Source organism: Acidithiobacillus sp. (assembly GCF_023255755.1).
Classification (GTDB): Bacteria; Pseudomonadota; Gammaproteobacteria; order Acidithiobacillales; family Acidithiobacillaceae; genus Acidithiobacillus.
The window spans coordinates 1-21,630 of record NZ_JAGDVS010000048.1 but is presented as its reverse complement, the minus strand read 5'-3'; the positions used below and the strand labels follow the sequence as shown (position 1 = coordinate 21,630).

23 protein-coding genes are annotated in these 21,630 nt (G+C 56.5%); 6 read left to right on the top strand and 17 right to left on the bottom strand.

Features of this window, described 5'->3' with window-relative positions:
• Window positions 1-150 precede the first annotated feature (150 nt).
• The 6 genes from Q0C48_RS03485 to Q0C48_RS03460 all read right to left on the bottom strand — a co-directional run bounded on the left by Q0C48_RS03485 (window position 151) and on the right by Q0C48_RS03460 (window position 8,642).
• The gene (locus Q0C48_RS03485; protein WP_291521590.1) at window positions 151-1,863 is read right to left on the bottom strand and encodes an SIR2 family protein; all 1,713 of its coding nucleotides are present in this window, start codon (window positions 1,861-1,863) and stop codon (window positions 151-153) included.
• Window positions 1,864-2,005: 142 nt separating this feature from the next.
• A complete protein-coding gene (locus Q0C48_RS03480) occupies window positions 2,006-3,709 on the bottom strand; it encodes a restriction endonuclease subunit S (RefSeq protein ID WP_291521589.1) in 1,704 nt (567 codons plus the stop codon).
• Entirely contained in the window at window positions 3,709-4,683 is a 975-nt protein-coding gene (locus Q0C48_RS03475; RefSeq protein ID WP_291521587.1) for a virulence protein RhuM/Fic/DOC family protein, read from the bottom strand. Before Q0C48_RS03475 ends, Q0C48_RS03480 begins: the two co-directional genes overlap by 1 nt.
• A gap of 5 nt (window positions 4,684-4,688) precedes the next feature.
• The gene (locus tag Q0C48_RS03470; RefSeq protein ID WP_291521585.1) at window positions 4,689-6,158 is read right to left on the bottom strand and encodes a class I SAM-dependent DNA methyltransferase; all 1,470 of its coding nucleotides are present in this window, start codon (window positions 6,156-6,158) and stop codon (window positions 4,689-4,691) included.
• Between the two features lie 9 nt (window positions 6,159-6,167).
• Window positions 6,168-8,522: an EcoAI/FtnUII family type I restriction enzme subunit R gene (hsdR, locus tag Q0C48_RS03465; protein ID WP_291521606.1), complete on the bottom strand. Its 2,355-nt coding sequence runs from the start codon at window positions 8,520-8,522 to the stop codon at window positions 6,168-6,170.
• Window positions 8,523-8,534: 12 nt separating this feature from the next.
• Window positions 8,535-8,642 carry a type I restriction endonuclease subunit R gene (locus tag Q0C48_RS03460; RefSeq protein ID WP_291521583.1) on the bottom strand — a complete coding sequence of 36 codons (108 nt, stop codon included), beginning with the start codon at window positions 8,640-8,642 and terminating at the stop codon, window positions 8,535-8,537.
• Between the two features lie 201 nt (window positions 8,643-8,843).
• Between Q0C48_RS03460 and Q0C48_RS03455 the strand changes: the two genes are divergently transcribed.
• On the top strand, window positions 8,844-9,743 hold the full coding sequence (locus Q0C48_RS03455) for a patatin-like phospholipase family protein (protein ID WP_291521581.1): 900 nt from the start codon (window positions 8,844-8,846) through the stop codon (window positions 9,741-9,743).
• Window positions 9,744-9,761: 18 nt separating this feature from the next.
• Here the strand turns inward: Q0C48_RS03455 and mnmA are convergent, their stop codons facing one another.
• Genes mnmA through Q0C48_RS03400 form a run of 11 tightly spaced genes read right to left on the bottom strand, consistent with a single transcriptional unit; the run spans window position 9,762 to window position 18,089 of the window.
• On the bottom strand, window positions 9,762-10,820 hold the full coding sequence (gene mnmA, locus Q0C48_RS03450) for a tRNA 2-thiouridine(34) synthase MnmA (protein WP_291521578.1): 1,059 nt from the start codon (window positions 10,818-10,820) through the stop codon (window positions 9,762-9,764).
• 13 nt (window positions 10,821-10,833) lie between these two features.
• Window positions 10,834-11,028 carry a Fe-S cluster assembly protein IscX gene (iscX, locus tag Q0C48_RS03445; protein WP_291521576.1) on the bottom strand — a complete coding sequence of 65 codons (195 nt, stop codon included), beginning with the start codon at window positions 11,026-11,028 and terminating at the stop codon, window positions 10,834-10,836.
• Window positions 11,028-11,366 carry an ISC system 2Fe-2S type ferredoxin gene (fdx, locus tag Q0C48_RS03440; RefSeq protein ID WP_291521574.1) on the bottom strand — a complete coding sequence of 113 codons (339 nt, stop codon included), beginning with the start codon at window positions 11,364-11,366 and terminating at the stop codon, window positions 11,028-11,030. Before fdx ends, iscX begins: the two co-directional genes overlap by 1 nt.
• Window positions 11,367-13,232: a Fe-S protein assembly chaperone HscA gene (gene hscA / locus Q0C48_RS03435; protein WP_291521572.1), complete on the bottom strand. Its 1,866-nt coding sequence runs from the start codon at window positions 13,230-13,232 to the stop codon at window positions 11,367-11,369.
• A gap of 33 nt (window positions 13,233-13,265) precedes the next feature.
• Window positions 13,266-13,883, bottom strand: coding sequence for a Fe-S protein assembly co-chaperone HscB (gene hscB / locus Q0C48_RS03430; RefSeq protein WP_291521570.1), 618 nt, complete (start codon window positions 13,881-13,883; stop codon window positions 13,266-13,268).
• Window positions 13,883-14,206 (bottom strand): iron-sulfur cluster assembly protein IscA, encoded by a 324-nt coding sequence (iscA, locus tag Q0C48_RS03425; protein ID WP_291521568.1) that lies wholly within the window; start codon window positions 14,204-14,206, stop codon window positions 13,883-13,885. Before iscA ends, hscB begins: the two co-directional genes overlap by 1 nt.
• A 9-nt stretch (window positions 14,207-14,215) precedes the next feature.
• A complete protein-coding gene (iscU, locus tag Q0C48_RS03420; protein ID WP_291521566.1) occupies window positions 14,216-14,647 on the bottom strand; it encodes a Fe-S cluster assembly scaffold IscU in 432 nt (143 codons plus the stop codon).
• Between the two features lie 24 nt (window positions 14,648-14,671).
• Window positions 14,672-15,904, bottom strand: a complete 1,233-nt coding sequence (locus tag Q0C48_RS03415) for an IscS subfamily cysteine desulfurase (RefSeq protein ID WP_366936995.1) — start codon at window positions 15,902-15,904, stop codon at window positions 14,672-14,674.
• Window positions 15,905-15,955: 51 nt separating this feature from the next.
• The gene (locus Q0C48_RS03410; protein ID WP_291521562.1) at window positions 15,956-16,444 is read right to left on the bottom strand and encodes an Rrf2 family transcriptional regulator; all 489 of its coding nucleotides are present in this window, start codon (window positions 16,442-16,444) and stop codon (window positions 15,956-15,958) included.
• Window positions 16,445-16,490: 46 nt separating this feature from the next.
• Window positions 16,491-17,240, bottom strand: a complete 750-nt coding sequence (gene cysE, locus Q0C48_RS03405) for a serine O-acetyltransferase (protein ID WP_291521560.1) — start codon at window positions 17,238-17,240, stop codon at window positions 16,491-16,493.
• 45 nt (window positions 17,241-17,285) lie between these two features.
• Window positions 17,286-18,089, bottom strand: coding sequence for an RNA methyltransferase (locus tag Q0C48_RS03400; RefSeq protein ID WP_291521557.1), 804 nt, complete (start codon window positions 18,087-18,089; stop codon window positions 17,286-17,288).
• A gap of 48 nt (window positions 18,090-18,137) precedes the next feature.
• Here Q0C48_RS03400 and Q0C48_RS03395 point away from each other — a divergent pair, with 48 nt between their 5' ends.
• The 5 genes from Q0C48_RS03395 (at window position 18,138) to Q0C48_RS03375 (ending at window position 21,319) form a co-directional block, all read left to right on the top strand.
• Entirely contained in the window at window positions 18,138-18,941 is an 804-nt protein-coding gene (locus tag Q0C48_RS03395) for an inositol monophosphatase family protein (RefSeq protein ID WP_291521555.1), read from the top strand.
• A gap of 34 nt (window positions 18,942-18,975) precedes the next feature.
• The gene (locus tag Q0C48_RS03390) at window positions 18,976-19,290 is read left to right on the top strand and encodes a HigA family addiction module antitoxin (protein ID WP_291521553.1); all 315 of its coding nucleotides are present in this window, start codon (window positions 18,976-18,978) and stop codon (window positions 19,288-19,290) included.
• Between the two features lie 405 nt (window positions 19,291-19,695).
• Window positions 19,696-19,989: a hypothetical protein gene (locus Q0C48_RS03385; RefSeq protein ID WP_291521551.1), complete on the top strand. Its 294-nt coding sequence runs from the start codon at window positions 19,696-19,698 to the stop codon at window positions 19,987-19,989.
• Window positions 19,990-20,066: 77 nt separating this feature from the next.
• On the top strand, window positions 20,067-20,672 hold the full coding sequence (locus Q0C48_RS03380) for a hypothetical protein (protein WP_291521549.1): 606 nt from the start codon (window positions 20,067-20,069) through the stop codon (window positions 20,670-20,672).
• Window positions 20,673-20,680: 8 nt separating this feature from the next.
• Window positions 20,681-21,319 carry an HNH endonuclease gene (locus tag Q0C48_RS03375; protein ID WP_291521547.1) on the top strand — a complete coding sequence of 213 codons (639 nt, stop codon included), beginning with the start codon at window positions 20,681-20,683 and terminating at the stop codon, window positions 21,317-21,319.
• Window positions 21,320-21,630 lie beyond the last annotated feature (311 nt).

Here is a 21,630-nt window from a genome sequence, read left to right as displayed (position 1 = left end):
TTGTTGCCGCCAATAAGCGGTCTTCTCGCCCTTCGTCGCCGTGGGCGGATAAAACGGGTAATCAGGGGCTGGGTAGGCATACGGCTGATTGAAGCCTACAAGCCAGCGGCGGCTTGGCCGGCCGGATCGCGTCAGCGGCCATTCCCATACCTACTGAAGAATTTGTGCAAACAGCCATTTCACTCGATCAAAAAACCTGAGATCAATTGGCTTACCCAAGTTGTTCCAGGCGTCTTCGCATAAGCTTTGAATATCACCCGTATAGATTTGATCAAGGCGATCAGGGACGCTGACGCCCAGACTTGCGGAGAGCGCCAGTGATATGTAGTCGCCAAACTCATGGTTTACCGCGCTCGGCAATTCACAAAATGACTTTTGCGATATGCACTGATTCTTCCCGTGCTGCAACAGGGCCGAAATCAAACGTATCGCGTGATAATCAAAGCTCCCATCGACTTTATTCGCCACAAGCGTTTCAAGCTGAGAAGCGGGGATGGTTAACAGTTCGTGAATGTTCCGCTCAAAATCATCGTCCAGATGATTAACTCCGCCTATGGAGTTCAGGTATTGCTGTATGGACTCGAAAGCGGCTGAAAGCTTTCCATGGGCATATCCACCAAACTCCGCTGAATTCGCTAAAGCACGAAGCAGGTTATCCAGCGCATACGCCAGATTTTTGTCCGTTTGCTGAGTCGCAAAAGAATGTCCATGAAACACGCGCTGCATGGCGGAAAGGTATTGGCTTGTTGCGGCCCGCGGAACAGCCCGGTGCAACCAGTGCAGCAATGGCATGAGGTCGATGAAGTCGCCGAGGAAATGGCTCAGGTCCATATCCAGTTTGATTGGCGGCTCTTCAACCGGTAGCGGTTGAGGCGCGACGCCCCAGTGCCGCAGCTCATTTTTGGCAAGGCTGAGTATGCTTTCGACTAACTCATAACGCCCCTTTTCAAACCAGATCGGGGTGATGCCCAGCTTGGCCAGTTCCGCATTGCGCTGCGCAATCTCTTCCAGGCTTTCGGGGGCCTGCTCGATGGAGAAGTGCTGTTTGGTCTCCTCCTCTTCGCCCATGCCTTCCCTGATTTTCCTGAACACCTGAACCGTCCTGTCATTGCTCAGGCTACAGCCCAGAAAGAGCAAGCTGCTGTTTTTGTAATGGTAGGCGAGCAGCTTGGGTATGGGCTTGTGCATATTCAGGCTGCCGTTGCCGTAGGCTTCGTCGTATTGGTTCTTGCTGAGGATGCAGCGTTTTGGATTCTGGATGTCGCCGTGCAGCTTGATGACCGTGATCTTCTTCGGATCGGGCTGCTCCAGTGCATTCAGGCCATTGATCACCTGAACCCTGCCTGCCTCGCCGGTTTCAAAAGACTGCTCCAGCAGGCGATCGTAATTGGTCGTAATCACCGTATCCGTGAACAGCTCGGAGATGCGCCAGACCACATCGGGGATGGTGAGGTTACGGGAAAACTCATCGCGAATTTCCTGGATGAACACCTCGCGGCCGCGGACGGCCTCGATCTCTTCCAGTACAGTTTCATAGGCGCCGCTGGCTAATAGCGCTTCAATACGTTCCAAAGCGATATGTGCCGTCTTGCCCTGCCGCCGCAAATGATCTTTCCAGCTTGAAAAACCTGCCGATGCCGAGATACCCGCCCCGACAAACGGCACCACCGCACCCGCATACGTGAGATCAACAAGCTGAATGAAGTGATCCACGTTGCGCTGGAACCAGTGATCATCGCCAAGCTGCCCTTGAATCCAGGATTCGCCCAGCGCCTCGTGTCGACACTGTTTGCGAAACGCCTGAAATGCTTCGTCATAACTGCTTCTGTCACCCGAGAAAAGCGCCTTGCTGGGCTGGGGCAAGGCATCGACGCCATATTCAGCCTGTGCAACCTGCCCCTCTCCGCTATCCAGCCACTCGTTGAAATCGGCAAAGTGCTCGTAGCGGTAATGCTCGTCCTCGTCACACCAGATTTTATGCAGCGCCGGAGTCATGTCCTGCTACTCAGCAGACGGCTTGCGCGACAATGGCGTCGGCGAGGTGAAGTTGGGTGGTTTGGGCGTCGGCGAGGCGCACCTTGAGGGCGTCGCACAGCGCCATGAGTTCATCGACTTTGGCGACGATGCGGTGTTGTTCATTTATGGGAGGTATCGCCACAGGACACCTCCTAAGCTGAGTCTTATTGATTGAGGCAAGATTAGTTGTCTGTTTGCTAGAACCTGCGAAATAGTTTCGCGCGACCTCGGAGTTAAGATATTTCTCTAACCAGACTTCATTTTGCTCATCTAGAAAACAACGAGCCTTGAAAACATGGTTTTGATGCGCCACTCGCGGTAATTCATCTCTCCAAATGGCCGTCCTTCCAACTTTATCCCAATCCCCGCCTTCGGTAATTAGCAGGTCTCGTACCATAACTGAATATTTGTCTAGCTCCTCTTCCGTCAATCCAATCTCTTTTATTTGGCCGAGATCTAAATACCCCCGCTGCACATTTGCGACGCGCAAATATGGCATTGTCACAAGCCTCTTCCCAGAGACCTTTCTGCCCAACGTGACACCACTCGTAATATCAACAACGTCCTCAAAACTAACCCAGCTCCAACTGTCCGGGATTTCAAATGGCATTCCATTGGCAAGACCCAGCAATGGTTTGTCTTTTTTTATTTTTCCTTCGCGGATCAAACGTTCCTTTTCTTTGCCTATCCTCTCAAGAAACACAGTTACCGGTTCGTCATTAGGGTCTTGCGGGACGAGTTTGCCCATGACGGCGAGTTGGAGGATGGTTTGTTTGAGTTGGTCGATGCTGGCTTCGGTGGTGAACAGGGTGTCGAAGTGGCTGGCGATGCGCGCCCAGGCTGCGCTGAATTCCTGTTGTGACCCGACGCGGGTGAGCGTGCCGAGCAGAGTTTCGACCAGGGTTTGGTGTGCTGCGAGGCTGTCGGTTTGCTGTTGCTCCAGTTGGTCGCACAGGGCCATGAGTTCGTCGACTTTGGCGACGATGCGGTGTTGTTCTTCGATTGGAGGCAATGCATACAGATTGTCGTTTAATACTTTGAAGTGTCTTGCGTAGCCTCGTTCTTCAAGGCGGTAACCTTGTAGCTGGCGAAAGAAAAAATGCTCATCTTGCAAAATCGGCCTGAGAATTTTTACTCCATCAGCTCCCGCGACGAAGTCGAAATCAATGTATTTTCTCTCTGTTGTGTGATCTCCAAACACAATTACTGGGCCTGGCAGGTTAATCAATAATGCAGCGTCATCGGTATAACCTGCGATATAACGCTGACCTTGATCGACAACCGGAAAAGTTCCAGCATCCTTTATCGCAGAGGAGAGCAACTTGCTTCCGCTTGGTGAAATCGATAAATAAATTTCTGGAAGCCGCACCCATTCCCAACACAGAGGCAAAGCATAAGGTTTCTCTTCCTCGCTAATCTGCGGTAGCGGCTTGTCTTTCTTAATCTTGCCCTCCGCAATCAATCTAGCTTTTTCAGCCTGTATGCGTTTGAGTAACGCACTCGCCGGTTCATCCTTCGGGTCTTGCGGCACCAACTTCCCCCGCACCGCCAATTCCAGAATCAGCTCACGCAGTTTCTTGATGCCGTAGGCCTCCACCTTGCCGTTGCCGCCGCGCCCGGCGCCGGATTTGGTGAGCAGCGCCGATGTCCAAACGTCGAGGCTGGGCAGCGCCCGCGGGTTATCCATCGCCATCAGTCGTTGCTCCGGTTGATGAGGTTGACGATCACTTTGACGATGGTATCGCGCTCATCCGGGCGGCTTTCGGCGATGAGCAGGGTGAGGGCCACCAGGGCGTTGTCGGCCAGGCGTTTGCCGCCGTCGGGGCGGTAGAGGATGCCGTTGCGGGCCAGGAAGGCGATGAACAGGGCGGCGGCGATGCGTTTGTTGCCGTCGCTGAAGGCGTGGTTCTTGACGATGAAGTAGAGCAGGTGGGCGGCTTTTTCCTCGATGCTGGGGTAGAGCTCGCGGCCGTCGAAGGTCTGGTGGATGGTGGCCAGGGCGCTTTTGAAGCCCTGGTCCTTTTCCAGGCCGAACAGGCCGTCGAATTGGCCCTTCATGCCGGCGACGATGGCGATGCCTTCTTCGTAGCCGATGGTCTGGCGCAGTTCGCCGGTGGTGCCTTCGATGGCCAGGGTGCCGTGGTCGTAGCGGTCGAGCAGGGTGAGGGCATAGGCGTAGTCGGTGATGACCGCCAGGACATCCCGGCCCGCCTCGGTGACCAGTTCCTGGTGGGTCAGGGTGCGGGCCAGCAGGGCCACGGTGCGCTGCATCTCCCGCAGCTTGACGCCCTCCTCGCGCAGCCGTTGTTCGTTGACCGTGTAGCCGGAGACGATGTGCTGGCGCAGCACGCCCGTGGCCCACTGGCGGAAGCGGGTGCCCTGGCGGGACTTGACCCGGTAGCCGACGGAGATGATGACGTCGAGGTTGTAGTGGGCGGTGTCGTAGGTTTTGCCGTCGGCGGCAGTAAGTGCAAATTTTGCACACACTGAATCCTCGGCCAGTTCGCCTTCCTGGAAGATATTGCGGATGTGTTTGGTCACCACCGACCGTTCGCGTCCGAACAGGCTTGCCATCTGCTCTTGGGTCAACCACACGGTTTCGTGGTCCAGCCGCACCCGCAGCTGGGATTGGCCGCCCTCGGCCTCGTAGATGACAACGTCGCTCATGGTGGTCACCTGCCCAGGGCTGCCGCCAGTTCACGCTTGAGCGCGCCGCGGATGTCGGCGACCTCGTTCATGAGCCGCTGGTATTGGGCCAGCAGTTCGTCCGGGTCTTGGCTGATCTGTTCACCGACGTGGGGGTTCTTGATGTCGAGGTTGTAGTTGCGGGCGACGATGTCGGCGACTGGGACTTTCCAGGCCTGCTCGGTCTGCACGCGCGTCTTGAAGCCGTCCGCCTCGTCGCCCCACCAGTTGATTTCGGTTTCGAATTCCTCGAAGCGCATGGGCTTGGTCTTGTTGTAGCTCTTGACGCCTTCCGGGTACGGGTGCTCGTAGTACCAGACGTACTCCGAGGGCTGGCCTTTGGTGAAGAACAGCAGGTTGGTCTTGATGCCGGTGTAGGGCGCGAACACGCCGTTGGGCAGGCGCACGATGGTGTGCAGGTTGCATTCTTCCAGCAGGATTTGTTTGAGGCGGGTCTTCATGCCTTCGCCAAACAGGAAGCCATCGGGCAGGACGATGGCGGCGCGGCCTTGATCCTTGAGCAGCTTGATGACGAGGGCCATGAACAGGTCCGCCGTTTCGCGGGTGCGCAAGTGGGCCGGGAAGTTGTTTTCGATGCCGTCTTCTTCCATGCCGCCGAAGGGCGGGTTGGTGATGATTACGTTGACGCGGTCGGCGTTGCCGTAGTCCTTGTAGGGGCGGCTCAGGGTGTTGTCGTGCCTGATGTGGGTGGGGGTGTCGATGCCGTGCAGGATCATGTTGGTGACAGCCAGCATGTGCGGCAGCGCCTTCTTTTCAAAGCCCCGAATGGTGTTTACCAGCGTTTCTTCGTCTTCACGGGTTTTGATGTAATGCTCGCGTTTGTGGTCGATGGCGCAGGTGAGAAAGCCGCCGGTGCCGCAGGCGGGGTCGAGCACGGTTTCTTCCAGCCTGGGATCGACGCGGTTGACGATGAAGCGGGTGACGGCGCGCGGGGTGTAGAACTCGCCCGCGTTGCCGGCGCTTTGCAGGTCGCGCAGGATTTGTTCGTAGATGCTGCCGAAGGTGTGGCGGTCGCCGCTGTTGTTGAAGTCGATCTCGCAAATCTTGTTGATGACCTGGCGCATCAGGGTGCCGGACTTCATGTAGTTGTAGGCGTCCTCGAACACGCTGCGCACGACCTGGGCGCGCTTGCCCTGGGCGCCTGCCGTGGGCAGTTTTTCCTTCAGGTAGGGGAACAGTTGCACGTTGACGAAGTCGGCCAGTGCGTCGCCGGTCATGCCTTCGGGGTTGGTGGCCCAGGCGCGCCAGCGCAGGTGATTGGGCAGCGGGGATTTGTAGTCGTCTTCCAGCAGCTCCAGTTCGGCTTCGCGGTCATCAAAGATTTTCAGGAAAAACATCCAGACCAGTTGGCTGATGCGCTGGGCGTCGCCATCGACGCCGACATCCTTGCGCATGATGTCCTGGATGGATTTGATGACACCGCTGACGTTACTCATTTGGATTACTCATGCAGATTCTTCCTTCTTAAACAGCTCTTGTTCCAGTTCCTGGATGGCGGTTTCGAACTTTTCCTTGCCGCCGAAGATGGTGTTGATGATTTCCACGGGCGTGCCTATGGTCTTGAAAGGATCGAGGCGCAGCACCTTGGCGCTTTCCAGTGTGGCGATACCTTCGTCGGCATATTTGTCGAGCAGCGCGGTGAGCACGGCACGGGCCTGTTCGCCGTATTTGGTGAAGTAGTTGCGCTTCTTGACCTTGTTGACGCGCTCCTTGCGGGTGAGCGAGGGCTGGCCCCAGGCGATGTGGCAGATCAGGTCGAAGTCGCCGTAGTCCTTGCCGATTTCCGTGGCGAGGTTGTCCAGCACGATGCCGTGTTCTTCCAGCTCGTCGATGAGGGCCTGCTTTTTCGCGGCGCTGTTCCAGCGGTTGAGGAAATCATCCAGCGAAACGAATTCGTTCTGAATCTGCTTGCGGCTGAAGTCCTTGTAGGACTCGGTGATCAGGTTGCCGTCCGGCCCGATGTATTCGATGCGCTCGGCGATGATATTCACGTCCACCCCGCTGACGCGGACTTTGTAGACGCCGGGTGTTTCGTCGACACCGCCATCGCCCTCGTCGTCCCCTTCGCCGGGCTCCGGATCGGGCGGCACGGGGTCGTCGTCATCGCCGGGTTCGTAGATGACCACGGCTTCGCCATCGAAGTCCGGGTCGCGGAACAACTCGGTGGCCTTCTTGAAATCCATGATGGTGAAGAACCACTTGTTGTTTTCCTCGTCGATGCGGGTGCCACGCCCGATGATCTGCTTGAAGCTGGTCATCGAGGTGATGGTCTTGTCCAGCACGATGAGCTTGCAGGTTTTGGCATCGACGCCCGTGGTCAGCAATTCCGAGGTGGTCGCGATAACCGGGAACTTGCTCTCCGGGTCGATGAAGTTGTCCAACTCGGCCTTGCCCTCGACGCTGTCGCCGGTGATACGCATGATGTATTTCGGATTATCCAGCGCAAGCTGGCCTGCCGCATTCACCAGTGCCACACGCATGCGTTCGGCGTGGTCGACGTCTTCGCAAAAAACGATGGTCTTGGAAAACGGGTCGGTCGCATTGAGATATTTCATGATGCGCCTGGCAACCAACTTGGTGCGCTGATTGAGCACCAGAATGCGATCCATGTCTTTCTGGTTGTACTCGCGCTGCTCGATTGCCTGCCCCAGATCGTCCGTCATGCCTGGCGGCGGCGTCCAGCCTTCGATGTCCTTGTCTATGTCGATGCGCACGACCTTGTAGGGCGCGAGAAAGCCATCTTCGATCCCCTGCTTGAGGCTGTAGGTGTAAACCGGCTCGCCAAAGTAGGTGCTGCTTGAGACGTACTTGGTTTCCTTGGGCGTAGCGGTGAGACCGAGCTGAACGGCGTTGTTGAAGTATTCGAGGATTTCGCGCCAGGCGGAATCGTCCGCCGCGCTGCCGCGATGGCATTCGTCGATGACGATCATGTCGAAGAAATCGCGCGAGACGTGTTTGAAAATCTTATCTTCTTCGTCCGGGCCGGTGATGGCCTGATACAGGCCGAGATAGATTTCGTATGACGGGTCGATCTTGCGGTTCTTGATCTTGGTCATGACCGAGCCGAAGGGCTTGAAGTCATTGACGAGGGTCTGGTCGACGAGGATGTTCCGGTCCGCAAGGAACAGGATGCGCGTGACCTCACCCGCTTTCCACAAGCGCCAGATAATTTGAAATGTCGTGTAGGTCTTGCCGGTGCCCGTAGCCATGACGAGCAGCACGCGTTTCTTGCCGCCGGCCACGGCTTCGACGGCACGGTTGATCGCCTCCACCTGGTAGTAGTGGGGCTCCTTGCCCGACACATCCAGGTGGTAAGGCTGCACGACCAGTTTTTCTGCTTCATCTTCGATGCCGCGATAGGATTTGTAGCGCTGCCACAAGTCCTGAGGTGTAGGGAAGGATTCGAGCGGAAACTCTGTCTCGATGTTTTCGCCAGCGGCGGAAGCTTTGTTATGGGAAGCAAAGGCATCGCCGTTTGAACTGAGGGCGCTCGGCACATCGAGGATTTCCGCATAGCCGAGCGCCTGCTGGATGCCGTGGCTGACGATGTGATTATTGTCTTTGGCCTCAACCACGGCGACGGGTACGCCCGGCTCCCAGGACAGAACGTAGTCGGCGAATTTCTTTTTCTTCTTGTTGCGCGAGGACATGTTGCCGCGCACGACGACCGGGCCGGGCGTGAGCGTCACCTCGCGACGAATCTGCGTCATTGGTTCCCAGCCAGCTTTATTGATCGCGGGCGTGATGAATAGGTCGCAGATGTCGGACTCGCTTAGTTTTTTCTTCTCTTTGCTATCCATCACGAACGCTTCCTAGCGCGCTGCACGGATATTGACCGCATCCGCATCACAAATATGCCAGCCCGCAGCACCCAGAAGCTGATCGATGGTCTGGCAGGCTTCCTGCTCGGGATTGGACATGGATAGCGACTCCGGGGCGGCTGTTTTTATAGAATGTTCGCCAGATTAGGACAAAAACCGCCGGCTGGGAAGCGGAAAGGACCCCGCGGTCGCGAAAGGGGCGACCTCATCCGCATTTCTTCCCTATCGCGCACTTCGCGGGCGCGTTACAGTACAGTCTGGGCCTTGTGACATCAAAAACTCAGGGGAGGCGAGATCACGATGACTATTGGTTTAGCTCTTGGAAGTGGCGCCGCCCGCGGATGGGCACATATAGGGGTGATAACCGCGCTAAGTGATCATGGAATCGTACCGGATATTATTTGTGGTACCTCCATAGGCGCATTAGTTGGCGCATCCTATGTTTCCAACAATCTTGAGAAGCTGGAAGAATGGGTGCGCTCACTGACAAAACTTGAAATCGCCAAATTCTTTGCCATCAACATGTCACTGAATGGTTTTGTCAACAAAGAACGGCTACATCATTTTCTCAAAAAATATGTGGCAAGTGATGATTCAGCAATAGAGGATATTGTTGCTAAAAAATATGCCTCAGTAGCAACAGATTTGCAAACTGGCAGAGAAATTTGGTTGACGAAAGGTTCTATCCTGGAGGCCGTTTTTGCTTCCATATCAGTGCCCGGCCTCTTTCCAGCGGTTAAAAACAATGGTAAATGGCTTATAGATGGCGGACTGGTAAACCCCGTTCCCATTTCCGCCTGTCGGGCGCTTGGTGCCAATATGGTTATAGCAGTGACGTTAAATGATGACATTATTGGAAAACGCCTACAAAACCAAAAAATAATAGAAAAACAGGATACCGGCGTTACCGGAAAAATATCAGATTTGGTCACGGCATATACCGCCTCGATATTTCCAGCGACCAGCGATGAGGAGCAACCACCCAGCCTGTTTGATGCCATCGCCGGCTCGGTCAATATTATGCAGGACAGGATCACCAAAAGTCGCATGGCCGGAGATCCTCCGGATATCCTGCTTTCGCCAAAACTGTCCCACATTGGCTTACTGGAGTTTTATCGTGCCGGTGAAGCCATAACGGAGGGGAAAAAATGCGTACAGAAAATGTTACCGGAAATACAGCATATATTGGGTATACCCTGATGCAGGCGCGCACGCGGACTATCCCGCGTGCTGAATCCAGCCCCCGCCCAGCAGGCGCTCACCCTGATAGCAGACCGCAGCCTGACCGGGGGTGACGGCGCGTTGCGGCTCGGGGAAGCGAAGTTCGGCCCTGGCATCGGGGAGCAGGTGCAGCATGGCTGGCTCGGCGCGAGAGCGGTAACGTAATTTTACGGTCACAGCATGGCTTTCGCCGGGCGACAAATCCGCCAGCCAGTTGCACTCGGCCAGGCTGGCCGCACGGCGGTAGAGCTCGTCCTCACCGCCGACAATCACCCGGTTCTGCACCGGGTCCAGCGCCAAAACATAGCGCGGCTGACCGCTGCCACCGCCCAGACCGCGCCGCTGCCCGACGGTAAAGTGCAAGGTGCCCGGATGATGGCCGATAACCTGCCCGCTGCTGTCGACCATCTCTCCTTCCTGCGCCATGTCCAATCCGGCGTAATCTTCCAGAAAGCGGCGGTAGTCGCCATCCGGGACAAAGCAGATATCCTGTGAATCCTGCTTGGCTGCCACCGGCAGGCCGTGTTTGCGGGCCATGGCACGCACCTCATCCTTGTTCATGCCACCCACGGGAAAACGCAGGCGGGGCAATAGCGCCACGCCAATGGCAAAAAGAAAATAGGATTGGTCTTTGGCTTCGTCACGGCCGCGCAGCAGGGCGGTGCCCGAAGAAATTTCCGCCAGGCGCGCATAGTGCCCCGTCGCCAGCATCGTGGCGCCCAACTTTTCGCCTTCCGCCAGGAGGGCATCAAACTTGAGGAACTGATTGCAGCGCGCACAGGGATTGGGCGTACGCCCCGCCTGATATTCGGCGACAAACACATCGACCACCTGACGCCGGAACGCCTCGCGATAATCCAGCACCGTGTAGGGGATATCGAGCAGGGCGCAGATCTCAGCGGCGTCTTCGATATCTTTTTCATCGCAGCAGCGGCTCCTGGGCCACAGGCGCATGGTCACGCCGGTGAGTTCGTAGCCCTGCTCCTGCATGAGCAGTGCCGCTACGGCAGAATCCACCCCTCCCGAGAGGGCGATGAGGGCCTTTTTATCCGCCATGGCGCGGCCCGACTCAGTCCTTCTCCGCCAACCAGGCCATCTGGATGGCTTCGAGGATGCCTTCGCTGGACTTTTCGGGTTCGCCTTCAAAATCGGGCAGTTCTAATATCCAGCGATGCAGGTCGGTGAAACGCAGATGGGCCACATCGGCGTCCGGGTGGGCTTCATCCAGGGCAATGGCAAGCTCCATGGTGTCGGTCCAGCGCATCAGTGCCGCTCCTTTTCCAGATTGATAGTGTATTTGGGGATTTCGATGACCAGTTCGGTATCCGTCACTTTCGCCTGGCAACTGAGGCGGGAGGTCGGCTCCAGGCCCCAGGCCTTATCGAGCAAATCCTCCTCTTTTTCTTCTGCCGCCACGAGACTGTCAAAACCCGCGCGCAGAATCACATGACAGGTGGTGCAGGCGCAGGACATCTCGCAGGCATGCTCAATGTGAATATCATTGCGCATGGCGGCGGCGATGATGGTCTCCCCCGGCTCAGCGTCGAACACCGCCCCCTCGGGACAGATTTCCGGGTTCGGCAAGACGCGTATTTTAGTCATTCAATCTCCCAGATCGTCAATAGAACGGCCGGCGATGGCGCGGCGCAGGGCACTGTCCATACGCCGCTGTACCAGCGGTTCAGCGGCAGTTTCAACCGCTTCAGCGGCGCCAGTGATAACGTCGGCGTCATTACCCGACAAGGCGTTGATCAACGCAGCACCGGCTTTGTCCAGAATTTCCCGCTCCGCAGGATCTAGCAGGTCGGCATCGGCGGTCAAGGCCGTGCGCAAGGCTTCGCGCACCCGCTCGCCCTCCACTTTCGCTTCCGACAGGCGCCGCCTGGCCACATCTTCGGCGCCATGGGTGAACGAGTCCTGCAGCATCCTGGCGATTTCCGCATCATTCAGACCGTAAGACGGTTTAACGACGACTTCCGTACACACCCTGGTACCGGTTTCCTCTGCACGCACGGCCAGCAGGCCATCGGCATCCACCTGAAAGGTCACGCGAATTCTTGCGGCACCGGCCACCATAGGGGGAATGCCGCGTAGACTGAAGCGTGCCAGTGAACGACAGTCCTGCACCAAGTCGCGCTCACCCTGCAAGACGTGGATGCTCATGGCTGTCTGACCATCCTTGAAGGTGGTGAACTCCTGCGCCCGTGCCACCGGAATAGGGGTGTTGCGGGGAATAATCTTCTCCACCAACCCGCCCATGGTTTCCAGACCAAGGGAAAGCGGCAGCACGTCCATGAGCAGCAGATCTTCGCGCTGATTGCCCACCAGGGCATCGGCCTGAATGGCGGCACCCAAGGCCACCACTTGATCGGGATCAATATCCGTCAGCGGCACTCGCCGAAAAAACGCCTCCACCATCGCGCGCACGGCGGGGACACGGGTGGCGCCGCCCACCAGCACCACGCCGTCGATGTCAGTCAGTTTTAACCCGGCATCCCGCAGCGCCCGCCGACAAGCCGGGAGGGACCGCTGGATAACCGGCTGAATCAGTGACTCCAACCGACTACGCGACAGTGTCACCGCGTGGGACGCGCGACCGGAAGGTGTCAGCATGATCATCGTTTCGTCAACGGCACTGAGCACCTCTTTCGCGGTACGCGCCTGCTGCAGCACCTGCCGCCGCCAGAAGGGATCGGACACATCACCGCCCTCCTCCTGCATCAGCCATTCGGCCAGCGCATGATCCATATCGTCGCCGCCCAGAGCGGAATCACCGGCGGTCGCCAGCACCTCAAAGACCCCCGCCTGCAGCCGCAATATGGAAATATCAAAGGTTCCGCCGCCCAGGTCGTAGATGGCAAAAACGCCTTCACTGCCCTTGTCCAGGCCATAGGCCACCGCTGCCGCCGTCGGCTCCGCCAGCAGGCGCAGTACATTCAGCCCCGCCAGACGGGCCGCATCTTTGGTGGCCTGACGCTGGGCCTCGTCGAAATAAGCGGGTACCGTGATCACCGCACCCTCCGGTTCGCCACCCAGGGTTTCCACCGCCCGCTCTTTGAGCACCCGCAATATTTCGGCAGACACCTCTACGGGGGATTTTTCGCCCGCCACCGTACGCAGGCGCACCATACCCTCTCCAGGAACAAGGTCATAAGGCAGGTGCCCGGCGAGGGTCTGCACATCGCCATGGCCGCGCCCCATCAGGCGTTTCACCGAGGCAATGGTATTGTGCGGGTCCTGCCCGGCGGCAGCGGCTGCGGGATAGCCAACATGAATATCGCCACCACCGAGGTAGCGCACCACCGAAGGTAGCAGGTACTTACCCTCATGATCGCGCATGACGGTGGGCACCGCCGACAATACGGAGGCCACCAGCGAGTGGGTGGTCCCCAGGTCGATGCCGATAGCCAGCCGCCGCTGATGGGGATCAGCGGCCGTGCCCGGTTCTGCAATTTGCATTAACGCCATGATATATCGCCCTGATTGTAGAGGTTCTGCTGCTCAGGCATTCTGCAAGGACTCTTCGCTGCGGCCTATCTCGCCGAAAAGCTTATCGAGAAACTGTAACTCGCGCAGCGCAGCACCCGCCGCTTCCGGCTCAGCACAGGGTAAAATACCCAATAATCCCCTGAGACGTTGCACCACCCCGGTCACTGCCGTATCCACTTCCTGACGCAAAGCCTCCATGCCCGATAAGTCGCGTGCCGCCACCAGGTCTTCCAGGCGCTCACGATAGATCATCTGGGTCATCAGCAGTTCCGGGTCAGCGACCTTCACCTGCTCACCCAGCGCGTCCACGCCCTGCAGCTGCAGGAGATAATCAGCACGCCGCAGGGGGTCCCGCAATATGGCCAGGGCCTCATTGAGGCGGGTGCTCCACTCCAGGGAATAGCGTCTTGCCGCCGGTTCTGCGTTGGCGAAGCGGTCCGGATGCAGGCCTTTTTGCAGCGCAAGCACTTGGGTGCGCAGTGCCTGCACGTCCAGATCATAGGTTTCGGGCAGGCCCGCCACCGCAAACAGGGACAGGTCCGCACGGAAGGGCTGCACCGCCCCGCAGGAAGCACAAAGCGCGGGCGGAGCGCCCAACTCCGCCCCGCACCGGAAACAGGAATCCACCATCAGGTCGTAAAGCTCTCACCGCAGCCGCAGGCATCTTTCACGTTGGGATTATTAAAACGGAATCCCTCGTTCAGGCCTTCGCGGGTGAAGTCCAGTTCGGTGCCATCCAGATAAATGAGACTTTTGGGGTCCACGAAAAGACTCACGTCATCATGGGGAAACACCAGATCTTCTGGGTTGGGGACATCCACAAACTCCATAACGTAAGACAAGCCGGAGCAGCCGCTGGTTTTCACACCGATGCGGATACCCAGACCCTTGCCACGTTTGGCAATACTCTTGCGCACCTGCTGCGCTGCACTTTCCGATAAGGTCAAAGCCATGACGGTATCCTAGTGTACCGCCTGGGCACCGGCCATTTCCGGTTGCACCGCCACCGGCGCGTCACCCTGCTTTTTGCGGTAATCCTCCACCGCCGCCTTGATGGCGTCTTCGGCCAGCACGGAGCAGTGAATCTTGACCGGAGGCAGTTCCAGCTCTTCGGCGATCTGACTGTTCTTGATGGTCATCGCTTCATCGAGGGTTTTGCCCTTGACCCACTCCGTCACCAGCGAGCTGGACGCAATGGCCGAACCGCAGCCGTAGGTCTTGAACTTGGCATCTTCGATAATGCCCTGCCCGTTCACCCTGATCTGCAAACGCATCACATCGCCGCAGGCCGGTGCACCCACCATACCGGTGCCGACGCCGCTGTCATCCTTGTCCATCGCCCCTACGTTGCGGGGATTTTCATAATGATCAATCACTTTTTCACTGTATGCCATGACGGTTCTCCTCTTGTAAGGACCTTAGTGCGCGGCCCACTGAATACTGTTGAGATCAATACCTTCCTGATGCATCTCCCAGAGGGGAGACAACTCCCGTAACTTATCCACCTTCGCGGCAATGAGTTCGATAGTAGCGTCAATTTCCTCTTCCGTCGTGTAGCGACCGATGCCGAAACGGATGGAACTGTGCGCCAGCTCATCGGACTTACCCAAGGCACGGAGCACATAAGAGGGCTCCAGACTGGCCGAGGTACAGGCCGATCCGCTGGATACGGCAATTTCCTTCAGCGCCATAATCAGCGACTCGCCTTCCACAAAGGCAAAGCTGATATTGAGGTTGTGCGGCACCCGGTGTTCCATATTGCCATTGATATAGGTTTCTTCCACCCGTTCCTGAATGCCCTTGAGCAAACGGTCACGCAACTGGCGGATACGCCTGGCATCGCTCTCCATCGACTGCACGGCCAATTCGGCTGCCGCACCCATGCCGACAATCTGGTGCGTAGGCAACGTCCCGGAACGCATACCGCGCTCGTGGCCACCGCCATGAACCTGCGCCTCGACCCGCACCCTCGGCTTCCGCCGCACGTAAAGGGCACCGATGCCCTTGGGTCCGTAAATCTTGTGCCCGGACAGGCTCATCATGTCCGCCTGGACGGCCTCCACATCCACCGGAATTTTGCCCAGCGCCTGCACCGCATCCACATGGAACAATACCTTGTGGGCGCGCAGTATCTTGCCGATGGCTTCTATGGGCTGGACGACGCCGATTTCGTTGTTCACGTACAGCACGGAAGCCATGATGGTGTCCGGACGAATCGCCGCCGCAAAGGCCTGGAGGTCGACCAGACCATCTTCCTGTACTTCCAGATAGGTGACTTCAAAACCCTCGCGCTCCAACTGGCGACAGGTGTCCAGAGTCGCCTTGTGCTCGGTGCGCAGGGTGATGAGATGCCTGCCCTTGCCGGAGTAGAAATGCGCCGCGCCCTTGAGGGCCAGATTGGTCGCTTCCGTCGCGCCTGAAGTCCAGACAATTTCGCGGGGGTCGGCGTGGATGGCATCGGCCACCTGCTGGCGCGCTTTCTCCACCGCTTTTTCCGCCGTCCAGCCATAGGGATGGGAACGGCTGGCCGCATTACCAAAATCATGGGTCAGAAAAGGCAGCATCTGTTCCAGGACCAGCGGGTCCACAGGAGTCGTCGCCTGATAGTCCAGATAAATAGGACGATCCGGATTGATCAGCAAAGGCTGCATGCTATTCAGCTCAATGATTTTGGGTTGATTCATTTCCTGTACCTCACGGTCTTAAGCGGTTTTATGCGTCGGGCGCAGTGGTGTCCTGTCCGTCATCCGGATCGGTGCCGACTGCAGCGACTCCTTGTGCAACTGCTTCTGTACCAGTTGCCCGAGGGTGATTCCCCCGAGAAACTCGGCGATACGATCTCCCAATTCTTCCCACAGGTCGTGGGTAAGGCACTGCTGCCCATCCCCCTTACAACCCTGCTGCGGATCACCACCGCACTGGGTCGTACTGATGGACTCATTGACAGCCTCCACAATCCGCGTCAACGGAATCTCCGAGTCCGGCATGGCCAGCCGGTAACCACCGCCCGGACCACGTACACTTTCCACCAGACCATAACGACGCAGGCGCCCAAAGAGCTGCTCCAAATAGGCCACGGAAATCTGCTGACGCCGCGAAATGTCGGCTACCGTTACCACGCCACCACGCTGATTGAGCGCCAGATCCAACATGGCGGTCACCGCGTAGCGTCCTTTTGTCGTCAGTTTCATGTCCGGTGCTCCTCTGCACGACATCCTACTATCTCTACTAAATTAGTCAAGTATTACCCGCACGAGTTCCCTCGCTTTCTGACGCCTCATCATCCAGCACACAGACGATCTCCTCCACGGGCATCATGGTCTCAAGCGGCTGCAGGCGCTGCAAACCATCTCGCAGTTGCGCAATCTCCGCATCCTGGCGATGCATGTGCTCCAGCATGCACTCCACGGCCCGCGCCACCGGATCGGGCATCTGCCCGGTCAGGCCGTAGGCCTCGAAGCTGTCCGTATGCTCACCCTTATTGACGACCCGCCCAGGGATGCCCACCACGGTAGCACCCTCCGGCACCGACTTGACCACCACGGCGTTAGAGCCAATCCGCGCATTGTCCCCGATAACGATCGGTCCCAGCACCTTGGCACCAGCGCCGACGATGACACCACGACCCAAGGTCGGATGGCGTTTGCCCGGCTTCCAGGAGGTCCCGCCCAGGGTCACGCCGTGATAGAGGGTACAATTGTCGCCGATCTCCGCCGTCTCACCGATCACCACGCCCATCCCATGATCAATGAAGAAACCCTTACCGATCTGTGCCCCCGGATGAATCTCGATACCTGTCCAGAAACGCGAAAAGGCCGCCAGACTGCGCGCCAACAGGCGCCAGCGGTGACGCCACAGGGCATGAGCGATCCGATGCAGGAACAGGGCGTGGACGCCGGGATAGGTGAGTAACACTTCCAGACGGGTACGCGCCGCGGGATCGCGCGCAAAAACTGCGTCGAGGTCACTCCGCCAGCGTCCACCCATAGCCACACTCCCCTGTATTTGCCCCGGCCACTACCAAGCCTCGCATTAAAGACTATCCTGATCCTTTCTGTCTACTTTAGACGCCCAGCGCTCGATTTCGGTAAGGATACCACGCAGGATGTTCACCTCGTTCCGGCTCGGCCTGGCGCGGTCGAAGAGACGACGCAAGCGACGCATCATGCGGGTAGCGCGAATCTCCTGCAGAAAACCACTGCGGCGCAACACATGCTGCAAATGGCCATAAAAGCCTTCCATATCCTCGACGGGAGCGGGCTGCTCCGGCACATCCGCTGCGGGTACGTCTTGGGCTGGCAGAGCCGTCAGGGCGGCCATGTGGAGCTCATAGGCGAGTACCTGCACCGCCTGCCCCAGATTGAGGGAGTGGTATGCATCCGCCGTGGGGATATGCACCAGAACCTGACAACGATCCATCTCCGCATTGGTTAGCCCCGTCCGCTCCCGGCCGAAGAGCAGAGCACAATCCCCCGTGTCCAGATCCGTGAGAATCTCTCCCGCCGCCTCCCGTGCGTTGCTGACGGGCCACTGGATACGACGGTCGCGGGCGCTGGTGCCATAGACTTTGTGGCAACCCTGCAAGGCCGTATCCAGATTGGTACAGACCTGCGCCGATTCCAGAATATCTTCGGCACCGGAGGCGAGAGCCGTGGCCTCCGGATCGGGGAAAAAGCGCGGATTAACCAGCACCAGATGGCGCAACCCCATCACCTTCATGGCCCGTGCCGCCGCCCCGATATTGCCGGGGTGGCTGGGTTCAACGAGGACAATACGCAAGCCCTGCAAAGACGTCCCGATCATGCCCGCAGCCCTCGCCCGTGCGGCCACCGCCATTCTCCTCTATACTGCCCCAATTCCGACTCATCCTCGCACAAGGTTCCCATGCAGCATCCTATTCTCGTTACCGCCATTCGTGCGGCCCGCAAAGCTGGCGATATCATCAACCGCAGCTTCGACCGGGTCAATGAAATCAGCATCACCAGCAAGGCGCACAATGACTTTGTCACCGACGTCGATCAGCGCGCCGAGGCCGCCATTGTGGAGATTATCCGCCGCGCTTACCCCGATCACGGTATCCTCGCCGAGGAAGGCAGCCGCATCTCCGATAAAGACTTCGAGTGGATCATTGACCCCCTCGATGGCACCACCAACTTCATCCACGGCATGCCGCAAGTCTGTGTCTCCATAGCCGTCCGCCATTTCGACCGCCTTGAGCACGCGGTAGTCTATAATCCGGTGCATAACGAGCTGTTTACCGCCAGCCGGGGCAGCGGAGCACACCTCAACGATCGCCGCCTGCGCATTGCCCAACGCAAGGACCTGGATGGGGCACTCCTCGGTACCGGTTTCCCCTACGGGGATTTTTCCTACCTGGACCTTTACCTCGCTACCCTCAAAACCTTCATGCTGAAGACCGCGGGCGTCCGGCGGCCCGGCTCCGCGGCGCTGGACCTCGCCTATGTCGCTGCAGGGCGCTATGACGGCTTCTGGGAGTTCAACCTCAAGCCCTGGGATCTCGCTGCCGGTGCGCTACTGGTGCAGGAGGCGGGCGGTGTCGCCACCGACTTCAAGGGTGATCAGGGTTACCTGCAAAACGGCAACATCGTCGCCGGTAATCTGCGGGTTCATGCCCAGATGCTGCATATCATCAGCCAGGAGATCAACCAGCCGCAATCAGCCCGTTGAACGGCGATTTCCGCTATGAACCCGGACGAGGACCATGAGCCCAATGTACAATCCACCCCACTTAGGACTGATCCTGCGGGACGATATCTTGCCTAGCCTCGGGTTGACGGTAACCGAGGCGGCGGAGCAACTCGGGGTGACACGCTCGACGCTGTCGCGCGTACTCAATGGGCGTGCCGCCATTTCTCCGGAGATGGCTCTGCGTCTTGAGGGATGGCTCAGAGTCGAGCACGGAGGCCGTGCAGACGTCTGGATTGCCCAACAAGCTGCCTATGATCTGTGGCAAGCTCGCCAGGCCGGATCACCCAAGGTCAAGCATGCTCCCCTTGACCATGTGATGACAGCCTGACGAATGCGACAAATTGATACAAATTGTCTATAATTTGGAGCACATAATGGCAGATTGTTCATCTCTAAGATATTTTCTGTATGGAACCCTGATTACTGGCTTTATTATACCAGCTACAGAACCTAACTTTTTTCCAGTGGCATGCGATCATTGCTATCCACTAATCCTGAGTGCGATACCACCAATCCATAAACTACCACACACTCCTGAGGAAGAATCTATGTTTCAAGAAATTACAACAATCACCACATCCCAGAGCGGAGCACCAGCCTCACAAGCGTATGGGGTATAATATTTTATTATAATAGAATCTGCGCTAGTTTATGGACATATGGATTTAAGGTCGTCGAAGCGCTACACGCACTTGAAAAGCAGAGAATCTTATTGAAAATATAGGGTGATTAAATGGACAATAAAGATGAACCAAGAAAGCCAATAACGTTCAGAAAACAAAGCGAGCGTATTATAAGGATAAATTCAACATCAAAAGTTATTATGTATTTAATTCCAACGCCGAAAGTGTTAATAGATGGTGAGCCAATAAAAGATATAACTCACGACTTGGCTATCCTTATAGAAAAAACTATTAAATCACAGATAGCTAATGCACCACAGGATTATCAAAATTACAACATCGAATGGGGCGAGGATAGTGATCACCACCCAGCAGTTCAAATTCAGAAAAGCGCAGATCAATAGAGAAGCATGAAGAAGCAAGCAACGCTGCTGTTATTGGTTGCATCGGATAATATTTTACGTGATTTGGAGATACGTTGATGCTATTCTCTGCGTCAGAAGAACTAGATGTGATATGCAATCAAATTGCATGGCTTGAGCGTTACACGTATGAGCTCGATTGCCTCTCACAACAACCAACTCCTGAGTTTTCTGGCGACCTTGAACAGATAATTAATGCCACCGCGCCTCATTTTTTCTATATGACCAGAAACTTGCTGGTATATATAATCTACATGGGGATAGCGAAGCTTCTTGACCCGCCAGAACAAGGTAAAGGAGCCATGAAAAAAAATAACCTCACGCTGGAAAGAATTGTAATATCCTTCACATCTGTCGGCTCTCCTCAAAGAGCTTCAGCTGAGCAGCTACTTCTGAAGGTCAAGGATATGTTTTCTCCAGGATTAGAGGCGAGAAATAAAATTTTGGCACATACGGATTATAATTGCTCCATGGATTATAATAACGGAATAATTAAGATGAATATTGATCAAGACACTATTGGCTCAATAATTGTTAAATTAAGGCTCATTATAGAAGAGGTGGCGCCAGTCAATACATTACCTACAATCCTTCCGAAAGATGACAAACATTGGCTTGGCGCAAGAGATTTCATAGATCGTCTACGTCCGACTGTAACATCATAGCGGCTTTCATGAGCAAGGGTGCTGAACTTTCGCAAAAGCTGGGAATTCCCTGCAAGCAAGCGCTCTATAGCTCTTGGGGTAATTTTTATGGGGCGATCACCGATTTCCCATGTGCGCTGTTTGACAAGAATGGGTTTGTCATCATTAATTCCAAAGACGATCTTGAAGCCCTCAGGATTAAGGTCGCCAAGCGCACAAATGTTCCCCACCTAATATCGTCGCTTCCCACATATCAACTGCTTTCTGCGTGGCGCGTAAGTCTCCCAGAAGAACTGCCACTAGGCACAGGTCACGCAGAATACTTTGAGGGTGCCGCTGTAACGGTTATTGTAAATCGGTATGAACGAGATCGAACAGCAAGAAACAAGTGTATCTCCCACTATGGAAGCATATGCCAAGCTTGCGGTATCGAACTGTCTGGTGTCTATGGCCCTGTCGCGGATGGTTTCATTCATGTTCATCACATTAAACCTATCTCATCCGTAAAAACAAAGTATGAACTGGACCCGATTCACGACCTTCGGCCTCTTTGCCCGAACTGCCATGCGATAACCCATCTTCGCCAAGAGCCGTACAGTATAGCCGAACTTCGGGCCATGATTTCTGAGGCACGCAAACATGGCTCTCAAGAAACACCTACTGACTAATTGATCAGTAATAGTGTTTTCTGGATCCCTATAAGTGTCTCGCAAACGAAGGTTTGTTGAACACCCCATTTATGGACACTTTTGGTCCCGATTCTGGAGGGCAAAACTGTTCAATAACTCGTCTATCTTTCTATGTTCGGTAAACGTCGGCAAAATACTCTTTGATCCTGCGAGCGCCGGACAGGTTATGCGAACTCGGCGCACGATCGGATGGGTAAGCTGCTATCGTGCCGCCAGCGCCCTGGACCCGGCCCAGTGACGGGCAAACTGCCGCGCCACCCGGCCACTGCGCGAGCCGCGCTGCAAGGCCC